Below are 17,606 nucleotides of genomic sequence, written 5' to 3'. Positions count from 1 at the left end.
TGATCTCCTTGCGGCTCAAGGGAGTTGCGACGACGTACGCCCTGTGATCCGGATCACGAGGATGCTGTTCACTCGTCAAGTTACGGGCGAGTAGCCCAAGTGTGAAGTTACGCGTCAGTAAAAAACTTCCGGCGACAAACAGCGGCAGTCCCAGCCACCGGTCAACACCTGAAGAACCATCACCAGGCGGGCCTGATGGGACCATAGGGCGCGATTCGCGCCAAGCGGTCACGCAACACGCCCACTTCACCCTCACCGAGCACCTCGATCCACGCCCGCACGGCATCGGCGGCCGCCTCCTCCGCCGCACGGGTGCAGGCCCAGCCGCGTTCGGTCAGCACGACGAGCCGGGCGCGCGCGTCGCCGGGATACGGGCGCCGCTCGGCGTATCCCTTGCGCACGAGCTCGTCGACGAGCTGGCTGGCGGCCTGTTTGGTCACCCCCAGGTGGGTCGCGAGGTCGGTGACCGTCGCACCGTCCGGGGCGAGCCGGGTGAACGCGAAGCCGTACGCGGGCCGCACCTCGAAGCCACGGGCTTCTACGCCGTCGTTGATGCGTCGCGTCAGGTCGCCCGCGACGGTGAGCAGGGCGGCGGTCAGGGCCATGGCCTCGGAGTTCTCCACGGATGCATTGAAACACCCTTGACGGATTGGTCAAGCAGCTTGACCATGAGGGCATATAGTCAAGCTACTTGACCACTTGCCCAGGAGGCAGCCATGCCCGTCATCCACCCGTCCGATGCCGTCGTCCACGAGATGCACGGCGCCCGCTTCGTCTCGTACGCCCGTCCCGGCGCCGGCAGCAAGGAACTGTGCGCCTGGCGGGGCGAGATCCCCGCCGGCACCAAGGCGCCCCTGCACACCGTCAGCCGCGAGGAGATCCTCCACATCCTCGAGGGCGAGCTGGTGATCACGCTCGACGGACGCACCGAGCGGGTCACCGCGGGCGACACGCTGATCATCAACCCCGGGGCGACCTTCGGTGCCGAGAACCCGACCGACCGGACCGTGATCACCTGGGTCACCACGCCCATCGGCCTGACGGCGGAACTGTCCGACGGCACCCGCATCACCCCGCCGTGGGCCAACTGACACACACCTGAGGAGAGTTACGCCGCCAGCGTGCCCGGCATCACCGCATGCGGGCCGAACTTCGCTCGCGCGCGGTCCGCGACCTCCTCGATGCGGCGGACCTTCTCGTCCACGGGGTCGAAGGTGAGCTGGTGGGAGGCCTGTCCGGCGGGGGTGAGTCCCTCGGCGCGCAGGCCGATCGCGCGGACCCGGGCGCGCTGGAGGCCGAGTGTCTCGTACAGGGCGTACGCGGTGGCGGTGAGCGCCGAGGAGTGCGCGGTCGGTTCCTTGAGGGTGCGGCTGCGGGTGGTCGAGGAGCGGTCGGCGTAGCGGACGGTGAGGGTCAGAGTGCGGCAGACCTTCTCCAGGGCGCGCAGCCGGGTGCCCAGTTCCTCGGTGGCGGAGAGCAGCGCGCGGCGGTGCAGGGACGGGTCCAACTCGTCCCGGGAGAAGGGGCGTTCGGTGGCAAGAGAGCGCGAGGTGGCGTTCGGGACGACCCGGCCGCGGTCGATGCCGGACGCCTTCTCATGCAGTTCGCGGCCGGTCCGGGCACTGGTCAGGCGCTGGAGCGTGGACAGGGGCGCGGCAGCGACCTTGCCGATGGTGTCGAGGCCGTACTCGCACAGGGTGCGGGCGGTGGCGCCGCCGACCCCGGGCAGCGCGGCGACGGGCCGCTCGGCGAGGAACTCCGCGACGGCGTCCGGCTCCCCGGGCACCACCCGGGTCACTCCGGGCACGGCCTCCCGCAGTGCCATCCGCGCGAGCATCGGACCGGGCCCGGCACCGATCACGCAGTCGACCCCGTACCGGGCGAGTGCCCGTACCCGGATCAGCGAGGCGAACTCCACGGCGGTCCGCCCGAAGTACCTTTCGGCGCCCCGCAGATCGACCAGCGCGCCGTCGGGCGGCAGCGCCTCGATGACGGGGGTGAACTCCTCCAACAGTCCGAGGAGCCCCGGCAGGGCGGCCTCGTACATCGGAGGCAGCTGGAAACGTACACAGAGGATGGTCATCCCGCACTCCCCGGACTCTGGTGCCACAACTTCTTTCCCCCCGCGGGCCCTTCGCCCGCGGGACGCAGATCGGCCCAGGGGTGCATCTCGTACCCCGTGGGCATCCGGATCTTCCGGCTCTCCTTCGCGCCCTCCCCCTCCGGCAGGGGCTCCGGTACGGGCTCCGCCAGCCGCGCCGCCACCACGTCGAGGCCGCCCTCGGCGCGCAGCTCGACCAGTTCGGCGAGGTTCCAGGCCGCCGCGCCCACCACACTGAGACTGCGCGGGCCCCGGCGCTGCACCACTCCGCGCACCAGCAGCAGCCAGGAGTGGAAGACGGTGTGGGCGCAGACGTCGTGGGAGTCGTCGAAGAAGGCGAGGTCGACCAGGCCGGTGCCGTCGTCCAGGGTGGTGAAGATGACGCGTTTACCGGAGCGGATCGGCGGGGTCTGGGTGGCCGCCTTGGCGCCCGCGACCAGGACCGTCTCTCCGTGCCGCGCCTCCCGCAGCCGGCGTGCCGTCACCACGCCCAGCTCCTCCAGGAACTCCCGGTGGTCGTCCATCAGGTTGCGCGAGGCGTCCATCGACAACACGCCCAGTTCGGCGCTGAGCCGCTCGGCCGAGGAGAGGTCGGGCAGCCCGGCGGAGGCGGTCTTCCGCCCACCCGTCAGCGGGAGTTGGCCTCCGCCCGCACCTCGGGCGCCCCGGTGCAGTTCGGTCAGGTGCAGTTGCAGGTCACGCCGGTTGGCGCCGAACGCGTCCAGCGCGCCGACCTGCGCGAGCCGCTGTGCGAGCGGCCTGCTCGGCCGGGCCCGCTCCCAGAAGTCGAGCAGGGAGGCGTACGGCTGTCCGTCCGCGATCCGCGCCGCCTCGGCCTCGCTGATGCCGTGCACGTCGGAGAGGGCAAGGCGGACGCCCCAGCGGCCGGCAGAGCCAGCAGATTCAGACACCAGTTCGATACGGTGGGCGACCGCCGACCGGTTCACGTCCAACGGCAGGACCGGCACCCCCCGGCGCCGCGCGTCCGCCAGCAGCAGCCGCTTCGGATACATCCCGGGGTCGTGCGTGAGCAACCCAGCGTAGAAAGCGGCCGGGTGATGGGCCTTCAGCCACGCCGACTGGTACGTCGGCACGGCGAAGGCGACCGCGTGCGCCTTGCAGAAGCCGTACGACCCGAAGGCCTCGACGATCTCCCAGGTCCGCGCGATGGTCTCGGCGTCGTACCCCTTGGCCGCCGCGTTCTGTGCGAACCAGAACCGGATCCGCCCCTGCGACTCGGGGTCGGACAGCCCGCGCCGCACTCGGTCCGCCTCGTCACGTCCGCAGCCGGTCATGATGTCGACGATGTCGATGATCTGCTCGTGGAAGACCACGACGCCGTACGTCTCCTTCAGCGGTCCCTCCAGGTCCGGGTGCGGATAGCGGATCGGCGCCCGCCCGTGCCGCGCTTCGATGAACGGCCGCACCATGTCGGCGGCGACCGGTCCCGGCCGGAAGAGCGAGATGTCGACGACGAGGTCGTGGAAGGTCGCGGGCTGCAGCCGTCCGACCAGGTCGCGCTGTCCGGGCGACTCGATCTGGAAGCAGCCCAGCGTCTCGGCGGACTGGATGAGTCGATAGGTCGCCGGGTCGCCCGGCGCCACCGCGTCGATGTCCGGCCGGTCCCCCGTGGCCCGCTGCACCTCGGCCACCGCGTGCGCCATCGCGGACTGCATCCGCACGCCCAGCACATCGAGCTTGAGCAGCCCGAGGTCCTCGACGTCCTCCTTGTCGAACTGCGACATGGGCAAGCCCTCGCCACTGGTCGGCACGACCGGTGTACGGGCGAGCAGGGAGGCGTCGGAGAGGAGCACCCCGCACGGGTGCATGGCGATGCCGCGCGGGAGGGCGTCGAGGGACTCCACCAGCTCCCACAGCCGTCCGTACTTCTCGCCTTCCCGCTGAACCCCCCTCGCCAGCTCCCGCAGTTCGGGCAGCTCGTCCATCGCCGTGCGGGCGTCGCGGGCGCGGATGTGCGGGAAGGACTTGGCGATCCGGTCGATGTCTGCCGGGTCCATGGAGAGCGCGGCGCCCACATCGCGGACGGCGTGCCGCACCCGGTAGGTCTCGGGCATCGAGACGGTCGCGACCCGCTCGGTGCCGAACCGGTCGATGATCGCGCGGTAGACCTCCAGCCGGCGCGCGGACTCCACGTCGATGTCGATGTCGGGCAGCACCGAGCGGCGCTTGGACAGGAAGCGCTCCATCAGCAGCCCGTGCTCGACCGGATCGGCGTGCGCGATACCGAGGAGGTGGTTGACGAGGGAACCCGCGCCGGAACCGCGCGCGGCGACCCGGATGCCCATCTTCCTTACGTCGTCCACGACCTGGGCGACCGTCAGGAAGTAGGAGGCGAAGTCGTGGTGGGCGATGATGTCCAGCTCGCGGTGCATCCGCTCCCAGTAGGCCCGCTTGCCGCCGTATCCGCGCAGCACCATGCCCGCCGCCGCCCGGGAGGCCAGGACGCGCTGGGCGGTGCGTCGGCCCGCCCCGACGAGATGCGGCTCGGGGAAGTGGACGGTACCGATGCCGAGGTCGTCCTCGGGGTCGACGAGGCACTCGGCGGCGGTGGCCTGGGTCTGTTCGAGCAGACGGTACGCGGTGTCACGGCGGTAGCCCGCGGCCTCGACGATCCGTTCGGCGGCACCCAGCATGGCGGCCTCGCCCTTGAGCCAGGCCTCGCCGGAGTCCAGCTCGCGCCGGGGGTCGACGGGGACGAGACGGCGGGCGGCGTCCAGGACGTCGGCGACCGGACCGAGGCCCGGGTCGGCGTACCGGACCGCGTTGCTGAGCACCGGGCGCACCCGCTGTTCGGCGGCGAAGCCGACGGTGCGGGCGGCGAGCCGCAGGGACCCCGGCCCGGTACCCTCGCGGCCGTGCCAGACGGCTTCGAGGCGCAGGGCGTCGCCGTAGATCTCCCGCCAGGGCGCGAGCAGCTTCGCGGCGCGGTCGGGGCGCCCCGCGGCGAGTGCGCGGCCGACGTCGGAGGCGGGGCCGAGCAGTACGGTCAGTCCTTCGGCGTGGTTGTCCGGCCGGAGCAGCAGGGGCTGCTGCCCCGGGCCGCTGCCGGGACCGCCGCCCGCATGCGCCGCCGTAACGATTCTGCAGAGGTCGGCCCAGCCGGCCGCGCCGTCCCGGGCGAGGAAGGTCACCCGGGGAGTCGACTCATCGATGAAGGCACCGCCACGGACCGGGGCGCGGCGCCGCTCCCCTCCTACGGACTCCCCGGCCGCTCGGGCAAAAGCCCCGCCCGTCGGCGCGGAGGCCCCGGCCGTCCGCGCGAAGGCCCCCGCCGTCCGGGCGGAAGCCCTCGCTTCCCGGGCGGGAGCCTCGACCGCGAGGTCCGCCCCGAACAGTGGACGGACACCCGCCTTCGCGCAGGCCTTGGCGAACCGGACCGTGCCCGCGAGGCTGTCCCGGTCGGTGAGCGCGAGGGCGTCCATGCCCCGCTCCGAGGCACGCTCGGCCAGCCGCTCCGGGTGCGAGGCCCCGTACCGCAGGGAGAACCCGGAGACGGTGTGCAGATGCGTGAACCCCGGCACACGCACCTCCCGTACCCGTCCGTATCCATTCGTGTCCGAGGGCCCTCCCACCAGGCTCTCGAACATTAGTTCCCAATGACCTCACCCCCACCATAGACCAATTTCCGAACAAGTGTGCGACATCCGTTCGAGCCCGTCCCACCTGCGCAAACACCGGTCCACCCGGCCCTGAGCAGGCAGGACGGATCGCGTCAGCCGATCTGGGCGCCGAAGGCCGACAGCGCCTCGGTGACCGGCTGGAAGAAGGTCTCGCCGCCCGAGGTGCAGTCGCCACTGCCGCCCGAGGTGAGGCCGATGGCCGTGGAGCCCGAGAAGAGCGAGCCGCCGCTGTCACCGGGCTCGGCACAGACGTCGGTCTGGATGAGTCCGTCGACGATGTCGCCGTTGCCGTAGTTCACGGTGGCGTCCAGGCCGGTGACCGTGCCGCTGTGCACCTGGGTCGTCGAACCGCTGCGCGTCACCGACTGCCCGACGGTCGCCGCACCCGCCTGGGTGATGGGCTGCGCGGAGCCGTTGTAGAGATCGACCTCGCTCGGGTGGGCGACCGTCGAGGTGTACTTGACCAGACCGAAGTCGTTGCCGGGGAAGCTGGACTGCTCGTTCGTGCCGATCTCCTTGCCGCTGGAGTCCGACCAGGTGGAGATCGCCCGGGTGCAGTGCCCGGCGGTGATGAAGTACGGCTGGCCGCCCTTGACCACGTTGAAGCCGAGCGAGCAGCGCCCGCCGGAGCCGGTGATCGCGTCGCCGCCCGCGATGAAGGTCTTGAACTCCCCCTTCGTGCGCTGGAGTTCGGCCTTGGCGCCGAGACCGTCGACGACCTTGGTCAGCCGGGCGAGGGTCGCGCCGCCGACCGTGCGGTCGGCGGTGACGACGACCTTGTTGGTCCCCGGGTCGGTCGCCCAGGACGTGCCGGGGATGGTCGCGTCCTTCTTGAGGGTGGTACGGGCGCTCGTCAGTTCGGCGAGGGAGTTCTCGACGATTCTGGCCTGGGCGCCGGCCGCCTCGACGACGCGCGCCGCGGCCCGGTCGAGCACGTTGACGACGAGGTGCCCGGCCTTCGCGTCGTAATACGTTCCCGCCGCGTCGGGACCCAGGTCCTTGCCGAGCGTCGAGGCGAGCTTTCCGGCCGCCGTGATCGAGAGCGGCCGGGGCGCCGCACTCTTCTGCGTCTCGCTCGCGTTCGCAGTCTGGAAGGTGACTCCCGCGGCGACCAGGGCGGCGACACTCGCGCCTGCCACGGCTGCGCGCCGCCCGGATATACGTCGGTGCTTCACTTCGCGTCCTCCTGTGGGGGCGGCCCGGGAGGTCGTGGGGACCTCCGGGGCCGGAAGGCGTACGGAATCGAAAGGCGTACGGGCGCCCACTATTCCGAGACCCACAGGTGGCTCACAAGGTCGACTTCAGGACGCGCGTACAGCAACGGGCGTACGCCCCCGGCACCTTGACCCTGTGTGATCGCACCCTGTGCGTTCGCAGTGCAAACACCGAGCGCGAGTGACGTATGCGCAGCCCGTGAGGTCTAGCCCTGTCTGGTTTTCGACCCTTCAGGGTCCGATCCCAACGGGGGCGCGAGGGAGGACGGTTGCTCCTGCACCGATTGCTCAACGCCTTCCGATGCCCGCACCGGCTGCTCGGGCGCCGGCGCGGCCGGCTGCTGCGCCCGTTCCAGGAACCGCAGCAGTTCCACCGGGAAGGGGAGGACGAGGGTGGAGTTCTTCTCGGCGGCGACCGCCACCACGGTCTGCAGCAGCCGCAGTTGGAGCGCGGCGGGCTGTTCGGACATCACCCCGGCGGCCTCCGCCAGCTTCTTCGACGCCTGGAGCTCCGCGTCCGCGTTGATGACCCGCGCGCGCCGTTCACGGTCGGCCTCGGCCTGCCGGGCCATCGAGCGTTTCATCGTCTCCGGCAGTGACACGTCCTTGATCTCGACCCGGTCGATCTGCACACCCCAGCCCATCGCCGGACTGTCGATCATCAACTCCAGGCCCTGGTTGAGCTTCTCCCGGTTGGAGAGCAGATCGTCCAGGTCGCTCTTGCCGATGATCGAGCGCAGCGAGGTCTGCGCCATCTGCGAGACCGCGAACTGGTAGTCCTCGACCTGGATGACCGCGTCGGCCGCGTCGACCACCTTGAAGTAGACGACCGCGTCGACCCGCACCGTGACGTTGTCCCGCGTGATGCCCTCCTGCGCGGGCACCGGCATCGTCACGATCTGCATGTTGACCTTGCGCAGTTTGTCGACGAAGGGCACCACCATGGTGAACCCGGGCCCACGCACGTCCGAGCGCAGCCGGCCGAGTCGCAACACCACACCGCGTTCGTACTGTTTGACGACACGGGCCCCGGCCATCGCATAGACGATCCCCACGGATACGACGGAGACTCCCGCCGCCACCAGTTCCTCGACCATCACGGCCCCCCAGGGTCCGAAGTGGGCGCATCGGGCAAGTACCGCATCAGGCGCGTACCCGGCGTGTACTTCGACGGTAACTCCGTCACCCGAGCAAGGGCGAGCCCCCGCACGACAGTTGCGTACGGGGGCTCGCCTGCTGCTGGCTGCAGATCCGGTCGTGCGGGTGTTACGGGGGGGACCGTCGGTCAGCCGACGCTCACGCCGTAGTAGCTCAGTGCCTCGGTGACCGGCTGGAAGAAGGTCGTACCGCCGGAGGTGCAGTCACCACTGCCGCCCGAGGTCAGACCGTAGGCGACGGAACCCGCGTAGAGCGGACCGCCGCTGTCGCCGCCCTCGGCGCAGACCGTGGTCTGGATCATCTGGTAGACCACGTCGCCGCTGCCGTAGTTGACCGTGGCGTTCAACGCGGTGACCCGGCCGCTGTGCGTGCCGGTGGTCGAGCCGCGACGGTAGACGGTCGTGCCCACGCTGGGCGTGGCGGCGCTGCTGATGGTCTGGCTGCCGACCGCGCTCGGGTGGGCGATCGAGGTGTTGGTGTAGCGCACCAGCGCGAAGTCATTGGTCGGGAAGCTGTAGCTGACGTTCGTGCCCAGCGTGGTGGTGTGACCGGAGTTGGAGTACCAGGTGGAGGCGACCTCACCGCAGTGGCCGGCGGTCAGGAAGTAGTAGGTGCTCCCGCTGTGCACGTTGAAGCCGAGCGAGCAGCGGTAGGAACCGCCGTAGATGGCGTCGCCGCCGGTGATCAGCTTCTTGAACTTGCCCGGGGTGTGCTTGATCGTGATGGCCGCGGAGTTGCCGCCCGCGTCCTTCTTGATCTTTGCGATCTCGGCCTTGGAGACCGTGCTGTCGACGGTGACGACGACGCGGTTCGTCTTGGTGTCGACCGCCCAGGCGGTTCCCGCGATGTCGGACTTGAGTACCGACTTGTTCACCGAGCTCAGCTGGGTGGCGCTGAACGTATGGACGTCGGATGCGTTCGCGGTGGGGACGGAGAACGCTGCGGCGGCCAGGAGTCCGGTGGTCACGGCGATCAGCCGGGTCCGTCTCGCTATACCGCTGCGGGGGGTGGTGCGCTTGATCCTCACTTGTCGTTCCTCCCGAGGGAAGTAGGGGGCCCGCGTGGGGTCGGGGCCCGTGAGGCGCAGCCGGGAGCCGCCCGACCGGATTCCGGACAAGCCGTGCTCCTGACAAGCGCTGTGGGGGAGTATTCGGCCGCACGGCCGACCGGCGCAAGGGCACCTTTCGGCCGTGCAGCGTTCAACTTACGTACCACCAGCGGGAGTTGATCTTCCCAGACTCGGGTGCGCGGATTGCGTGTGGATCGTCGGGGCACTCGAAGCGCCTGAAGGGCTTGGAGGAGTGAGCGGAGGGCGCGGAGGAGTGAACCGTCAGAGCAGCGTGCGCTCCCCCGCCGGGACGGCCACGCCCAGGGTGTTCCCGGGCGGCGGGAAGGGGCAGATGAAGTGGTCGGCGAACGCGCACGGCGGGAGCACGGCCCGGTTGAAGTCCACCGTCGTACGCCCCTCGGCGTCGGGCGCCGCGGGGCGCAGGAACCGGAAGCGGTAGCTGCTGTCCCCGCTGGTGGTGTCGGCGAACACGGCCCACAGCGAGCCGTCGCTCTCCACCGACACCTGGAGCGTGAGGTCCTCGCCGTCCAGGGTGAAGGCGAGGATGCCGCCGAGCCCCAGACCGCGGGCGACTCCGTCCGCGTTCTCCACGTGTACGGTGCGGCTCTCGCCGTACGGCGTGAAGTGCCCCGGCACCGACCAGCGCGGGTCGTACGGCGTCGCCTCGACGCCCTTGAAGGCCGCGCGCCCTTCGGAGGCGGGGTCGAAGTCGCGTACGCCCCAGATCCCTTCGCGCACCAGGACGACGAAACGGCGCTCGCCGAGCCCGACCCGGGCCTCGGCCGCCGACCCGAGGTCGGCGTCGAGCCGGACCTCGCCGGTGAAGGGATTTCCGTCCAGGCTCAGACCGTCCTCGGGGGCGGCCGTCAGCAGGACCCCGTCCTCCTGGTCGGTCCACAGCCCGGGGATGTCCGGAAGTCGCCCGTCCGGATAGTCCTCCAGCCAGTGCGTGCCGGTGAGCGCCAACGGGCCGTAGGGGGCGGACACCGTCTCGACGCGGCGCTCGTGCCACCGCTCCCAGCCCTCGGTTGCGCCGTCGAACACGTCTGCGGATGTCCCGTCAGATGCGTCTGCGGATGCGTCTTTCGTCATGTGATCAACCCTTCCATACGGGTTCCGGCAACCCGAGATGTGAGCGCAGCGTCATACCCGTGTATTCCGTGCGGAAGGCGTCCCGCTCCTGGAGCAGCGGGACCACCCGGTCCACGAACTCGTCCAGTCCGTCCGGGGTCAGATGGGGGACGAGGATGAAGCCGTCGGCGGCGTCGGCCGTCACGAACTCGTCGAGTTCGGCGGCGACCGCCTCCGGAGTGCCGATGAAGGACTGCCGCCCGGACGCCTCGATCACGGTCTGCCGGATGGACAGCCCCTTCGCCCGCGACAGGGCCCGCCACTTCTCCGCCACCGCGAGGGGGTCGGCGACGCGCACCCGCCCCTGCGCGAGGGCCGGCTCCGGGTCGATGTCGGGCAGGGGCCCATCGGGGTCGTACGAGGAGAGGTCGACGCCCCAGATCTGTTCCAGGGCGAGGAGCGCGTTCTGCGGGGAGACCTGCCGGCGGCGGATCTCGGCGGCCCGCTCCCGCGCGTCGGCCGCGGTGTCACCGAGCACGACGGTGACACCGGGCATGATCTTCAGGTCCTCGGGCGACCGCCCGTACGTCGCGAGCCGCCCCTTCACATCGGCGTAGAACTCCCGGCCGGCTTCCAGAGTCCCGTGCCGGGTGAAGACCACGTCCGCCGTGGACGCGGCGAACTCCCGGCCCTCGTCCGAGTCCCCGGCCTGGATGACGACGGGCCGCCCCTGCGGTGAGCGCGGCAGCCCGAACTCCCCCGCGATGTCGAAGTGCCGCCCCTGGTGCGCGAAGGGGCGCGCCACGCCTTCCGGCGTCCAGGAGTCCCACAGCTCTCGTGCCGTGGCGACGAATTCGGCGGCGCGCGCATACCGGTCGGCGCGGTCGAGAAAGCCGCCGCGGCGGAAGTTCTCCCCGGTGAAGGCGTCGGAGGAGGTGACCACGTTCCAAGCGGCCCGGCCCCCGCTGAGGTGGTCCAGCGTGGCCAGTCTGCGGGCGAGTTCGTACGGCTCGTTGAAGGTCGCGTTGACCGTGGCGGCGAGCCCGAGCCGCTCGGTGACGGCGGCGAGCGCGTTGAGGACGGTGATCGACTCCGGTCGCCCCACGACGTCCAGGTCGTGGATACGTCCCTTGTGTTCACGCAGCCGCAGCCCCTCGGCGAGGAAGAAGAAGTCGAACAGGCCGCGTTCGGCGGTGCGCGCGAGGTGCTCGAAGGAGGCGAAGTCGATCTGGGACTTCGAGCGCGGGTCGGTCCAGACGGTGGTGCTGTTGACGCCCGGGAAGTGCGCCGCCAGATGCATGCGCTTGCGTACGGTCATGACGCTCCCCCTGTCACGGCGTACTGGTTGGCGGGCCGGGCCAGCCCCAGGTGCTCCCTGAGCGTGCTGCCCGGATAGAAGGTGCGGAACAGACCGCGGTGCTGGAGCAGCGCCACCGTTGCGTTCACGAGCCGTTCCAGGTCACGGCGCGGCTCGACCGGGGTGAGGTGGAAGCCGTCGACGGCCTCGGACGCGTGCCAGGCGGCGATCAGCTCGGCCAGGTCCACCGGGCCGCCCCGGTACAGCGGCCCCTGCGCGGTCTGCCGGGGACCGCCACCACCTCCCCCAAGTTCTCGGCTTCGCTCGAACAGGGGGGACCCCCATCCCGGCTCGGCCGCGCACTCCCCGTCGCCGAGGTCGACGACGAGCGAACCGAGGACCCGCAGGGTGTCGGGGTTGCGGCCGAACTCCGCTGCCGCCTCCCGGAGTTCGGTCCGCACGGCCCGGGCCTGCGCGGGTCCCACGACCCGGACGAGCGCCACGTCGGCGTACCGGGCGGCGACCCGCCGGGCGGCCCCCTCGGTGGCGTCGACGACCCGCACGGGGTGGCCCTGCGGGGGCCGCGGCACGACCGAGGGGCCCTTCACGAAGAAGGTGGCGCCCTGGAAGTCGACGTGGTGCAGCTTGTCCCGGTCGATGAATCGGCCGGTGGCCTCGTCGCGTATCTCGGCGTCGTCCTCCCAGCTGTCCCAGAGCCGGGCGGCCGCCTCGGCGATCTCGCCGGCCTCCCGCCACAGCGCGTCGGTGGGTGCGGCGTGCCGGCGGCCGAAGAGGCGGGCCTCGCCCTCGGTCGTCGACACGTCGAGCTGCCAGCCGGCCCGGCCGCGGCTGACCCAGTCGAGGGTCGCCACGGCCGCCTGGACGTGGAAGGGCTCGGTGTGGGTGGTGGTCACGGTCGGCACCAGACCGATCCGGCGGGTGGCGGGCGCGACACGGGAGAGCACGGCGAGCGCGTCGGGCCCGGGGCGCGCGAAGGTGTCGCCGAGCGTCACGAAGTCGAGCCCGCCACGCTCCGCGAGCTGCGCCGTCCCGACGTACGAGGCGGCGTCGAAGGCCGCCTGTTGATCGAGGGCGGCGGCCAGGTGCAGCAGCCCCCGGCCGTGCGGTGCGGTCATATCGAGTGAAACCTCTCTCCGGTAAACCGATCAAAGACCCCTGGAGAGGGATCAAAGAACCTTGGACAGGAACGACCGCGTCCGTTCGTGCCGCGGCCGGTCGAGTACGTCACCGGGGGCGCCCTGCTCGACGATCCGCCCGTCGTCCATGAAGACGACGGTGTCGGCGACCTCCCGGGCGAACCCGATCTCGTGCGTGACGACGATCATCGTGGTGCCCTGGTGGGCCAGATCCTTGATGACGTCGAGGACTTCGCCGACCAGCTCGGGGTCGAGCGCCGAGGTCGGCTCGTCGAAGAGCAGCAGCTTCGGCTCCAGGGCGAGCGCGCGGGCGATGGCGACGCGTTGCTGCTGGCCGCCGGAGAGCCGCTTCGGGTAGGCGTCGGCCTTGTCGGCGAGCCCCACCCGGTCGAGCAGTGCCCGCGCCGCCTCGACGGCGTCCTTGCGCGGGCGCTTCAGCGCGGAGACCGGGGCCTCGACGATGTTGTCCAGCACGGTGAGGTGCGGGAAGAGGTTGAAGTTCTGGAAGACGAACCCGATCCGGGTGCGCTGCCTCAGGATCTCGCGCTCACGCAGCTCGTACAGCTTGTCGCCGGAGCGCCGGTAGCCGACCAGCGAGCCGTCGACGCTGATCCGGCCCCGGTCCACCTTCTCCAGGTGGTTGATGGTGCGCAGCAGCGTGGACTTGCCGGAGCCGGACGGGCCGAGGACCACGGTGACCTCGCCGGTGCGCACCGCGAAGTCGATGCCCTTGAGCACTTCCAGTGGTCCGAAGCTCTTGTGGACGGACCTGATGTCGACCATGAAGGTCATCGTGTGAATCCCTTGTGCTGGCAGTGGAGTTGACGGTCGGGAGTTACGCGGCGGCCCGACACGCAAGGTCGCGCAGGAACGCCAGCGCGGCTCGCGCGGTGGCGTCGTTCTGCCGGAACGCGGGCCCGCCGGTGCGCGGCCGGGTGAAGGCGCCGGGGGTACGTACGTCGGTGTAGGGCCCCAGCGCGAACCGCCGGGGGTGTGGCTGCCCGGCCCTGTCGAGGATCCGCCCGTCGGTGCGGTCCACCCGCAGCAGCCCCTCCGGGGTCTCGACGGCCCCGTCGTCGTGCAGTTCACGCAACAGCGGGTCGAGGGCGCGTCCGACGGTGGGCTCGGGCAGCCGCGCCTCGACGAGCGCCCGTGCCTCGACCGTCGCGCCCGGCACGGTCGCGCTCGACGCCCGGAACACCCCGCCCTCGGCGACCACGGCCATGTCCGCGCCCACGAACCGCACGACGCCGGCCCGGGAGAGTGCGAGCATCTGCCGCAGCCGGGGTCCGGGCGGCCCCGAGGCGAGGTAGCTGAAGAAGCCGTGCCACCAGGGCCCGACGTCACCGAGCCGGATCAACTGCCCGTAGACGGAGAGCAGTCCGAGGAAGACGGCCAAGTCAGGGCTGTTCCCGGGATCATGACGTCGCCTCAGATCACCCTCTATGTACGCCCGGAGTCCCTCCTGGAACTCCTCCTCCGACGCGTACCGCACCCCGTCCAGTGGACGGTCGAGCGCCGCGAGGTCGAGCCGGTCGGCGGGGTCGGGCACGGCGGACGCCACGAGAGCCTCGCGCTCCGCCGCCTCCCCCGCCGCGTACTTCTCCTCGAAGTCGGTCCAGGCGATACTCGTCCGCTCGGGATGCACGCCGAACAGCCGGTGGTAGTGCGCGAACCCCAACTCCTTCTCGATCAACGGCCACACATCGCGCCGGAAGTCGAAACCGTCCGGTCGTGCGAGCACCGCGTCGACCTCGGCGGGCCCGAAGAAGCGGGGAAGCGGCGGCCGTTCACCGGTCCAGTCGTAACCGATCTTCGAGTGGTACGGCACTCCGCGCCGCGACCCGACGTACAGCACCGGCTCCTGCCCCGAGGGCACGTACGTGTCACCGTCGTACCGCCCGCCCCGCCCCTCCGTGAGCAGCACCATCAGGTCGACGAAGGCGAGTCCGAAGCCGCGCACGAGGACGGGTTCGCCGGGCGCGAGCGAGGACAGGTCGCTGTCGGCGGTGAAGTCGGGCGGCAGGTGGACCAGGTCGTGGGCACGGGCGTACGCCGCCAATTCGCGCTGCTCCTGGTCGAGTTCGGCGTCCAGATGGCCGAGCGCGAGAACGACGAGGTCGGCGAGGAGGGGACGCGGACGGCCCTCCAGCCACACCTGCTGGCGCCCCTCGCGCGGGCCGCTGACGCGCAGGGCCCTGCACGGGTGATGGTGGACGGTGACGTCCGGCGGCAGGGCAGCCACGGCTTGCTCGTGCACCCAGCTCAGGTAGGCCCCTTGCAGCTGTCGGTCGGCGAAGGTGCGGCCGTCGACGGCCGCCCATTCGTGCAGTGTGGGACCGGGGCGCACAGGCCCGGCCATGGCCACCGTCTCGTCGGTGAACATGGTGACGTCCTCGGCGTGCGAGTTCATCCACAGCAGCGGCGACTGCGCCTCGCGCCAGATGCGTCCGGCACCCGGCGGATGGGGATCGACAAGATGGATGTCGAGACCTTCGGCGCCCGAACCGGCGTACAGCTCGGGCGCGTTGGCGGCGATGCGCTCGATGAGACCGGTCCCCCGCGGCCCGGCCCCGACGATCACGAGAGTCGGCTTCGACGTGCTCATCGCGAGCGCTCCGAACCGCGCGCGTAGTGCTTCTCGACGTAGTACTGGCCGAGGCTGAGCACCGAGGTGACGACGGTGTACCAGATGGTGGCGACCATCAGCAGCGGGATGACCTGGTAGGTGCGGTGGTAGACGAGCTGCACGGAGAAGAGCAGGTCCTGGACGGCGATGACGCTGACGATCGAGGTGCCCTTGAGGGTGCCGATCAGCATGTTCCCGGCGGGCGGCACGATGGAGCGCATCGCCTGCGGCAGCACGATCCGCCACCAGCGGCGCCACCGGCTCAGCCCGAGCGCCTGCGCGGCCTCGATCTGCCCGCGGTCGACGGAGAGGATGCCGCCGCGGACGACCTCGGCGGCATAGGCGGCCTCGTGCAGGGTGAGCCCGATGATCGCGACCGCGATCGGGGTGAACAGATTGACCGTCTTCACGCCGAGAAGCTGCGGATACAGCGCCCCGATGTTGAACCACAGCAGCAGCTGCACCAGGATCGGGATCGACCGGAACAGCCACACGTAACCCCAACTCACGCCGCGCAGCACGGGGTTGGCGGACAACCGGGCCGCCGCGAGCAGCGCCCCAAGGACGAAGCCGAGCACCATCACCACGGCCGTCAGCCACAGGGTGAGCCACAGGCCGCGCAGTACGGAGTCCGAGGTGAAGTAGTCGCCGACCACTCCCCACTGGAACGCCTTGTTGCGGACGACGGAGGTGACGGCGAGCCCGAGCAGCACCAGCACGGCGACGGCGGCCGTCCACTGACCGAGACGGCGCTGCGGGACGATCCGCAGGGAGTCGGCCTGCTCCGGTATGTCCGGTGCGGCGGATGTTTTGGCGAGGGTGTCGGAAGACATGCGGAAGACTCCGTGACGTCGGTCGAACACGGGTGCCTTCACACGGAGCGCCTCACGGCGCCGTACGGCCGAGCCCCTCAGCAGGGCCGTCCACCGAGAGTACGGGCCCGTTTCCCCCCGCTGTCAAGGCTGTCCATACTGTGAGCCGTACGTCTCAAGTCAGTTGACGCACAACCGGATGCCTGTTCCACTTGGCCCATGCATCCACAGCAGTGGCTGGTCAAGCGCTCCCACATCGACTTCGGTCGAGTGTGGTCCTCTTCCTGTTGAGCTGACCCACTGCGCGCCCTGATCGCTTGATCCCTTGATCGATCCGATCGCTTGGTCAATCCGATCGCTTGATCCTTTGATCAATCGGGCGCCTTTCGCGTTCTCCCTCCCCTTCGCCTTCACACACACCCCTCCCCTCGGGTTCTGCTCACTCTTGCTCTCAGGAGACCGCACACCATGCGTACGTCCACGCGTACCCGTTATCGGCATTTTGCTCCCTTTGTCATCATCACCTCGACGGCCCTGCTCCTCACTGCATGCGGCTCCGGCTCGGACGACACGACCGGCAGCGCGGCGAATGCGGCGGCGGCCAAGGCCGACAAGATCCCCACCACGGACGTCGTCTCGGACATCACGAAGGACGAGGCCGCGGCCAAACTGCTCCCGTCCGGCGTCACCAGCCTCACCGTGGCGGTCGCCGTCGGCGGTACGCCACCCGGCACGACGTACCTGGACGACGGCAAGACGCTGACGGGCCAGGACGTCGACTTCGCGGACGCCGTGGCCAAGGTGCTCGGCATCGAGCTCAAGACGGAACAGGCCAGTTTCGAGGCGATCCTGCCGGCCCTGGACAGCGGCAAGTACGACTTCGGCGCCAGCAACTTCGGCGTGACCGACGAACGGCGCAAGACGATCGACTTCGTCACCTACATCAACGACGGCCAGGGGTTCGCCACCCGCAAGGACAGCAAACTCGCCAAGATCACCGACCTCGAGCAGCTGTGCGGCCTGAACGTCGCGACCGGCGCGGGCACCACCTTCGAGGCGACGCTGGAGGAGAACAAGAAGGTCTGCACCGACGCCGGCAAGAAGGCGTACAAGGTGCAGACCTACAGCGAGCAGGGCGCGATCTGGTCCTCACTCCAACAGGGCCGCAGCAACATCGTGATGAGCACCATCAACGGCCTGCGCTACGCCGTCACCCAACAGCAGGGCGTCAAGTTCCTCAACGAGTTCCACCGCCTCGACGTCGGCTTCGCCTTCAAGAAGGACACCAAGCTCGCCCCCGCCTTCCAGGCGGCGGTGAACAAGCTGATCGCGGACGGCACGTACGACAGGATCCTCAAGAAGTGGGGGACGACGGGTTCGGCGATAGAGAAGTCGCAGGTCTCGCCGCCGGAACTGAAGAACTAGGGTTGTAGGGGGTCGGTTTCCCAGGCCGACCC

The 17,606-nt window shown here is 70.3% G+C and carries 14 protein-coding genes; 2 read left to right on the top strand and 12 right to left on the bottom strand.

The annotated features are described in order from the left end of the window. Positions 1–179 precede the first annotated feature (179 nt). The gene (locus SMIR_RS30795) at positions 180–623 is read right to left on the bottom strand and encodes a MarR family winged helix-turn-helix transcriptional regulator (RefSeq protein ID WP_212727638.1); all 444 of its coding nucleotides are present in this window, start codon (positions 621–623) and stop codon (positions 180–182) included. A gap of 93 nt (positions 624–716) precedes the next feature. Between SMIR_RS30795 and SMIR_RS30790 the strand changes: the two genes are divergently transcribed. Continuing rightward, positions 717–1,091 carry a cupin domain-containing protein gene (locus SMIR_RS30790; protein ID WP_075027785.1) on the top strand — a complete coding sequence of 125 codons (375 nt, stop codon included), beginning with the start codon at positions 717–719 and terminating at the stop codon, positions 1,089–1,091. 17 nt (positions 1,092–1,108) lie between these two features. Here SMIR_RS30790 and SMIR_RS30785 read toward each other — a convergent pair whose 3' ends face one another. The 11 genes from SMIR_RS30785 to SMIR_RS30735 form a co-directional block, all read right to left on the bottom strand. Then, entirely contained in the window at positions 1,109–2,083 is a 975-nt protein-coding gene (locus SMIR_RS30785; RefSeq protein ID WP_168490275.1) for a DNA polymerase Y family protein, read from the bottom strand. Continuing rightward, positions 2,080–5,643 (bottom strand): DNA polymerase III subunit alpha, encoded by a 3,564-nt coding sequence (locus SMIR_RS30780; RefSeq protein ID WP_212727637.1) that lies wholly within the window; start codon positions 5,641–5,643, stop codon positions 2,080–2,082. The genes SMIR_RS30785 and SMIR_RS30780 overlap by 4 nt, the downstream gene beginning before the upstream one ends. Positions 5,644–5,834: 191 nt before the next feature. Then, positions 5,835–6,917, bottom strand: a complete 1,083-nt coding sequence (locus SMIR_RS30775) for a S1 family peptidase (RefSeq protein WP_212727636.1) — start codon at positions 6,915–6,917, stop codon at positions 5,835–5,837. 245 nt (positions 6,918–7,162) lie between these two features. Continuing rightward, positions 7,163–8,053, bottom strand: coding sequence for a slipin family protein (locus SMIR_RS30770; protein ID WP_101406003.1), 891 nt, complete (start codon positions 8,051–8,053; stop codon positions 7,163–7,165). 188 nt (positions 8,054–8,241) lie between these two features. After that, positions 8,242–9,141 carry a S1 family peptidase gene (locus tag SMIR_RS30765; RefSeq protein WP_212728432.1) on the bottom strand — a complete coding sequence of 300 codons (900 nt, stop codon included), beginning with the start codon at positions 9,139–9,141 and terminating at the stop codon, positions 8,242–8,244. A 303-nt stretch (positions 9,142–9,444) separates the two neighbouring features. Next, on the bottom strand, positions 9,445–10,275 hold the full coding sequence (locus tag SMIR_RS30760) for a DUF1684 domain-containing protein (RefSeq protein ID WP_212727635.1): 831 nt from the start codon (positions 10,273–10,275) through the stop codon (positions 9,445–9,447). Positions 10,276–10,279: 4 nt separating this feature from the next. Further along, a complete protein-coding gene (locus tag SMIR_RS30755; protein WP_212727634.1) occupies positions 10,280–11,572 on the bottom strand; it encodes an NtaA/DmoA family FMN-dependent monooxygenase in 1,293 nt (430 codons plus the stop codon). Further along, positions 11,569–12,687 carry an LLM class flavin-dependent oxidoreductase gene (locus SMIR_RS30750; protein WP_212727633.1) on the bottom strand — a complete coding sequence of 373 codons (1,119 nt, stop codon included), beginning with the start codon at positions 12,685–12,687 and terminating at the stop codon, positions 11,569–11,571. The genes SMIR_RS30755 and SMIR_RS30750 overlap by 4 nt, the downstream gene beginning before the upstream one ends. A 51-nt stretch (positions 12,688–12,738) precedes the next feature. Continuing rightward, positions 12,739–13,500 carry an amino acid ABC transporter ATP-binding protein gene (locus SMIR_RS30745; RefSeq protein ID WP_283959564.1) on the bottom strand — a complete coding sequence of 254 codons (762 nt, stop codon included), beginning with the start codon at positions 13,498–13,500 and terminating at the stop codon, positions 12,739–12,741. Positions 13,501–13,543: 43 nt separating this feature from the next. After that, positions 13,544–15,316: an FAD/NAD(P)-binding protein gene (locus tag SMIR_RS30740; protein ID WP_212727631.1), complete on the bottom strand. Its 1,773-nt coding sequence runs from the start codon at positions 15,314–15,316 to the stop codon at positions 13,544–13,546. Next, positions 15,313–16,170 carry an amino acid ABC transporter permease gene (locus SMIR_RS30735; protein WP_212727630.1) on the bottom strand — a complete coding sequence of 286 codons (858 nt, stop codon included), beginning with the start codon at positions 16,168–16,170 and terminating at the stop codon, positions 15,313–15,315. Before SMIR_RS30735 ends, SMIR_RS30740 begins: the two co-directional genes overlap by 4 nt. 447 nt (positions 16,171–16,617) lie before the next feature. On the opposite strand from SMIR_RS30735, the gene SMIR_RS30730 reads away from it, so the two are divergent. Continuing rightward, entirely contained in the window at positions 16,618–17,574 is a 957-nt protein-coding gene (locus SMIR_RS30730; RefSeq protein ID WP_168490283.1) for an ABC transporter substrate-binding protein, read from the top strand. The last annotated feature ends 32 nt before the right edge of the window (positions 17,575–17,606 follow it).

This window comes from Streptomyces mirabilis, assembly GCF_018310535.1.
Classification (GTDB): Bacteria; Actinomycetota; Actinomycetes; order Streptomycetales; family Streptomycetaceae; genus Streptomyces.
Note: the sequence above shows the minus strand (reverse complement) of the source record. Positions and strands in the feature narration are given on the sequence as shown.

Coding starts and splice junctions, on each gene's coding strand:
- SMIR_RS30790 (WP_075027785.1), top strand. CDS start 717: ATGCCCGTCATCCACCCGTCCGATGCCGTCGTCCACGAGATGCACGGC.
- SMIR_RS30785 (WP_168490275.1), bottom strand. CDS start 2,083: ATGACCATCCTCTGTGTACGTTTCCAGCTGCCTCCGATGTACGAGGCC.
- SMIR_RS30770 (WP_101406003.1), bottom strand. CDS start 8,053: ATGGTCGAGGAACTGGTGGCGGCGGGAGTCTCCGTCGTATCCGTGGGG.
- SMIR_RS30760 (WP_212727635.1), bottom strand. CDS start 10,275: ATGACGAAAGACGCATCCGCAGACGCATCTGACGGGACATCCGCAGAC.
- SMIR_RS30755 (WP_212727634.1), bottom strand. CDS start 11,572: ATGACCGTACGCAAGCGCATGCATCTGGCGGCGCACTTCCCGGGCGTC.
- SMIR_RS30750 (WP_212727633.1), bottom strand. CDS start 12,687: ATGACCGCACCGCACGGCCGGGGGCTGCTGCACCTGGCCGCCGCCCTC.
- SMIR_RS30745 (WP_283959564.1), bottom strand. CDS start 13,500: ATGACCTTCATGGTCGACATCAGGTCCGTCCACAAGAGCTTCGGACCA.
- SMIR_RS30740 (WP_212727631.1), bottom strand. CDS start 15,316: ATGAGCACGTCGAAGCCGACTCTCGTGATCGTCGGGGCCGGGCCGCGG.
- SMIR_RS30735 (WP_212727630.1), bottom strand. CDS start 16,170: ATGTCTTCCGACACCCTCGCCAAAACATCCGCCGCACCGGACATACCG.
- SMIR_RS30730 (WP_168490283.1), top strand. CDS start 16,618: ATGCGTACGTCCACGCGTACCCGTTATCGGCATTTTGCTCCCTTTGTC.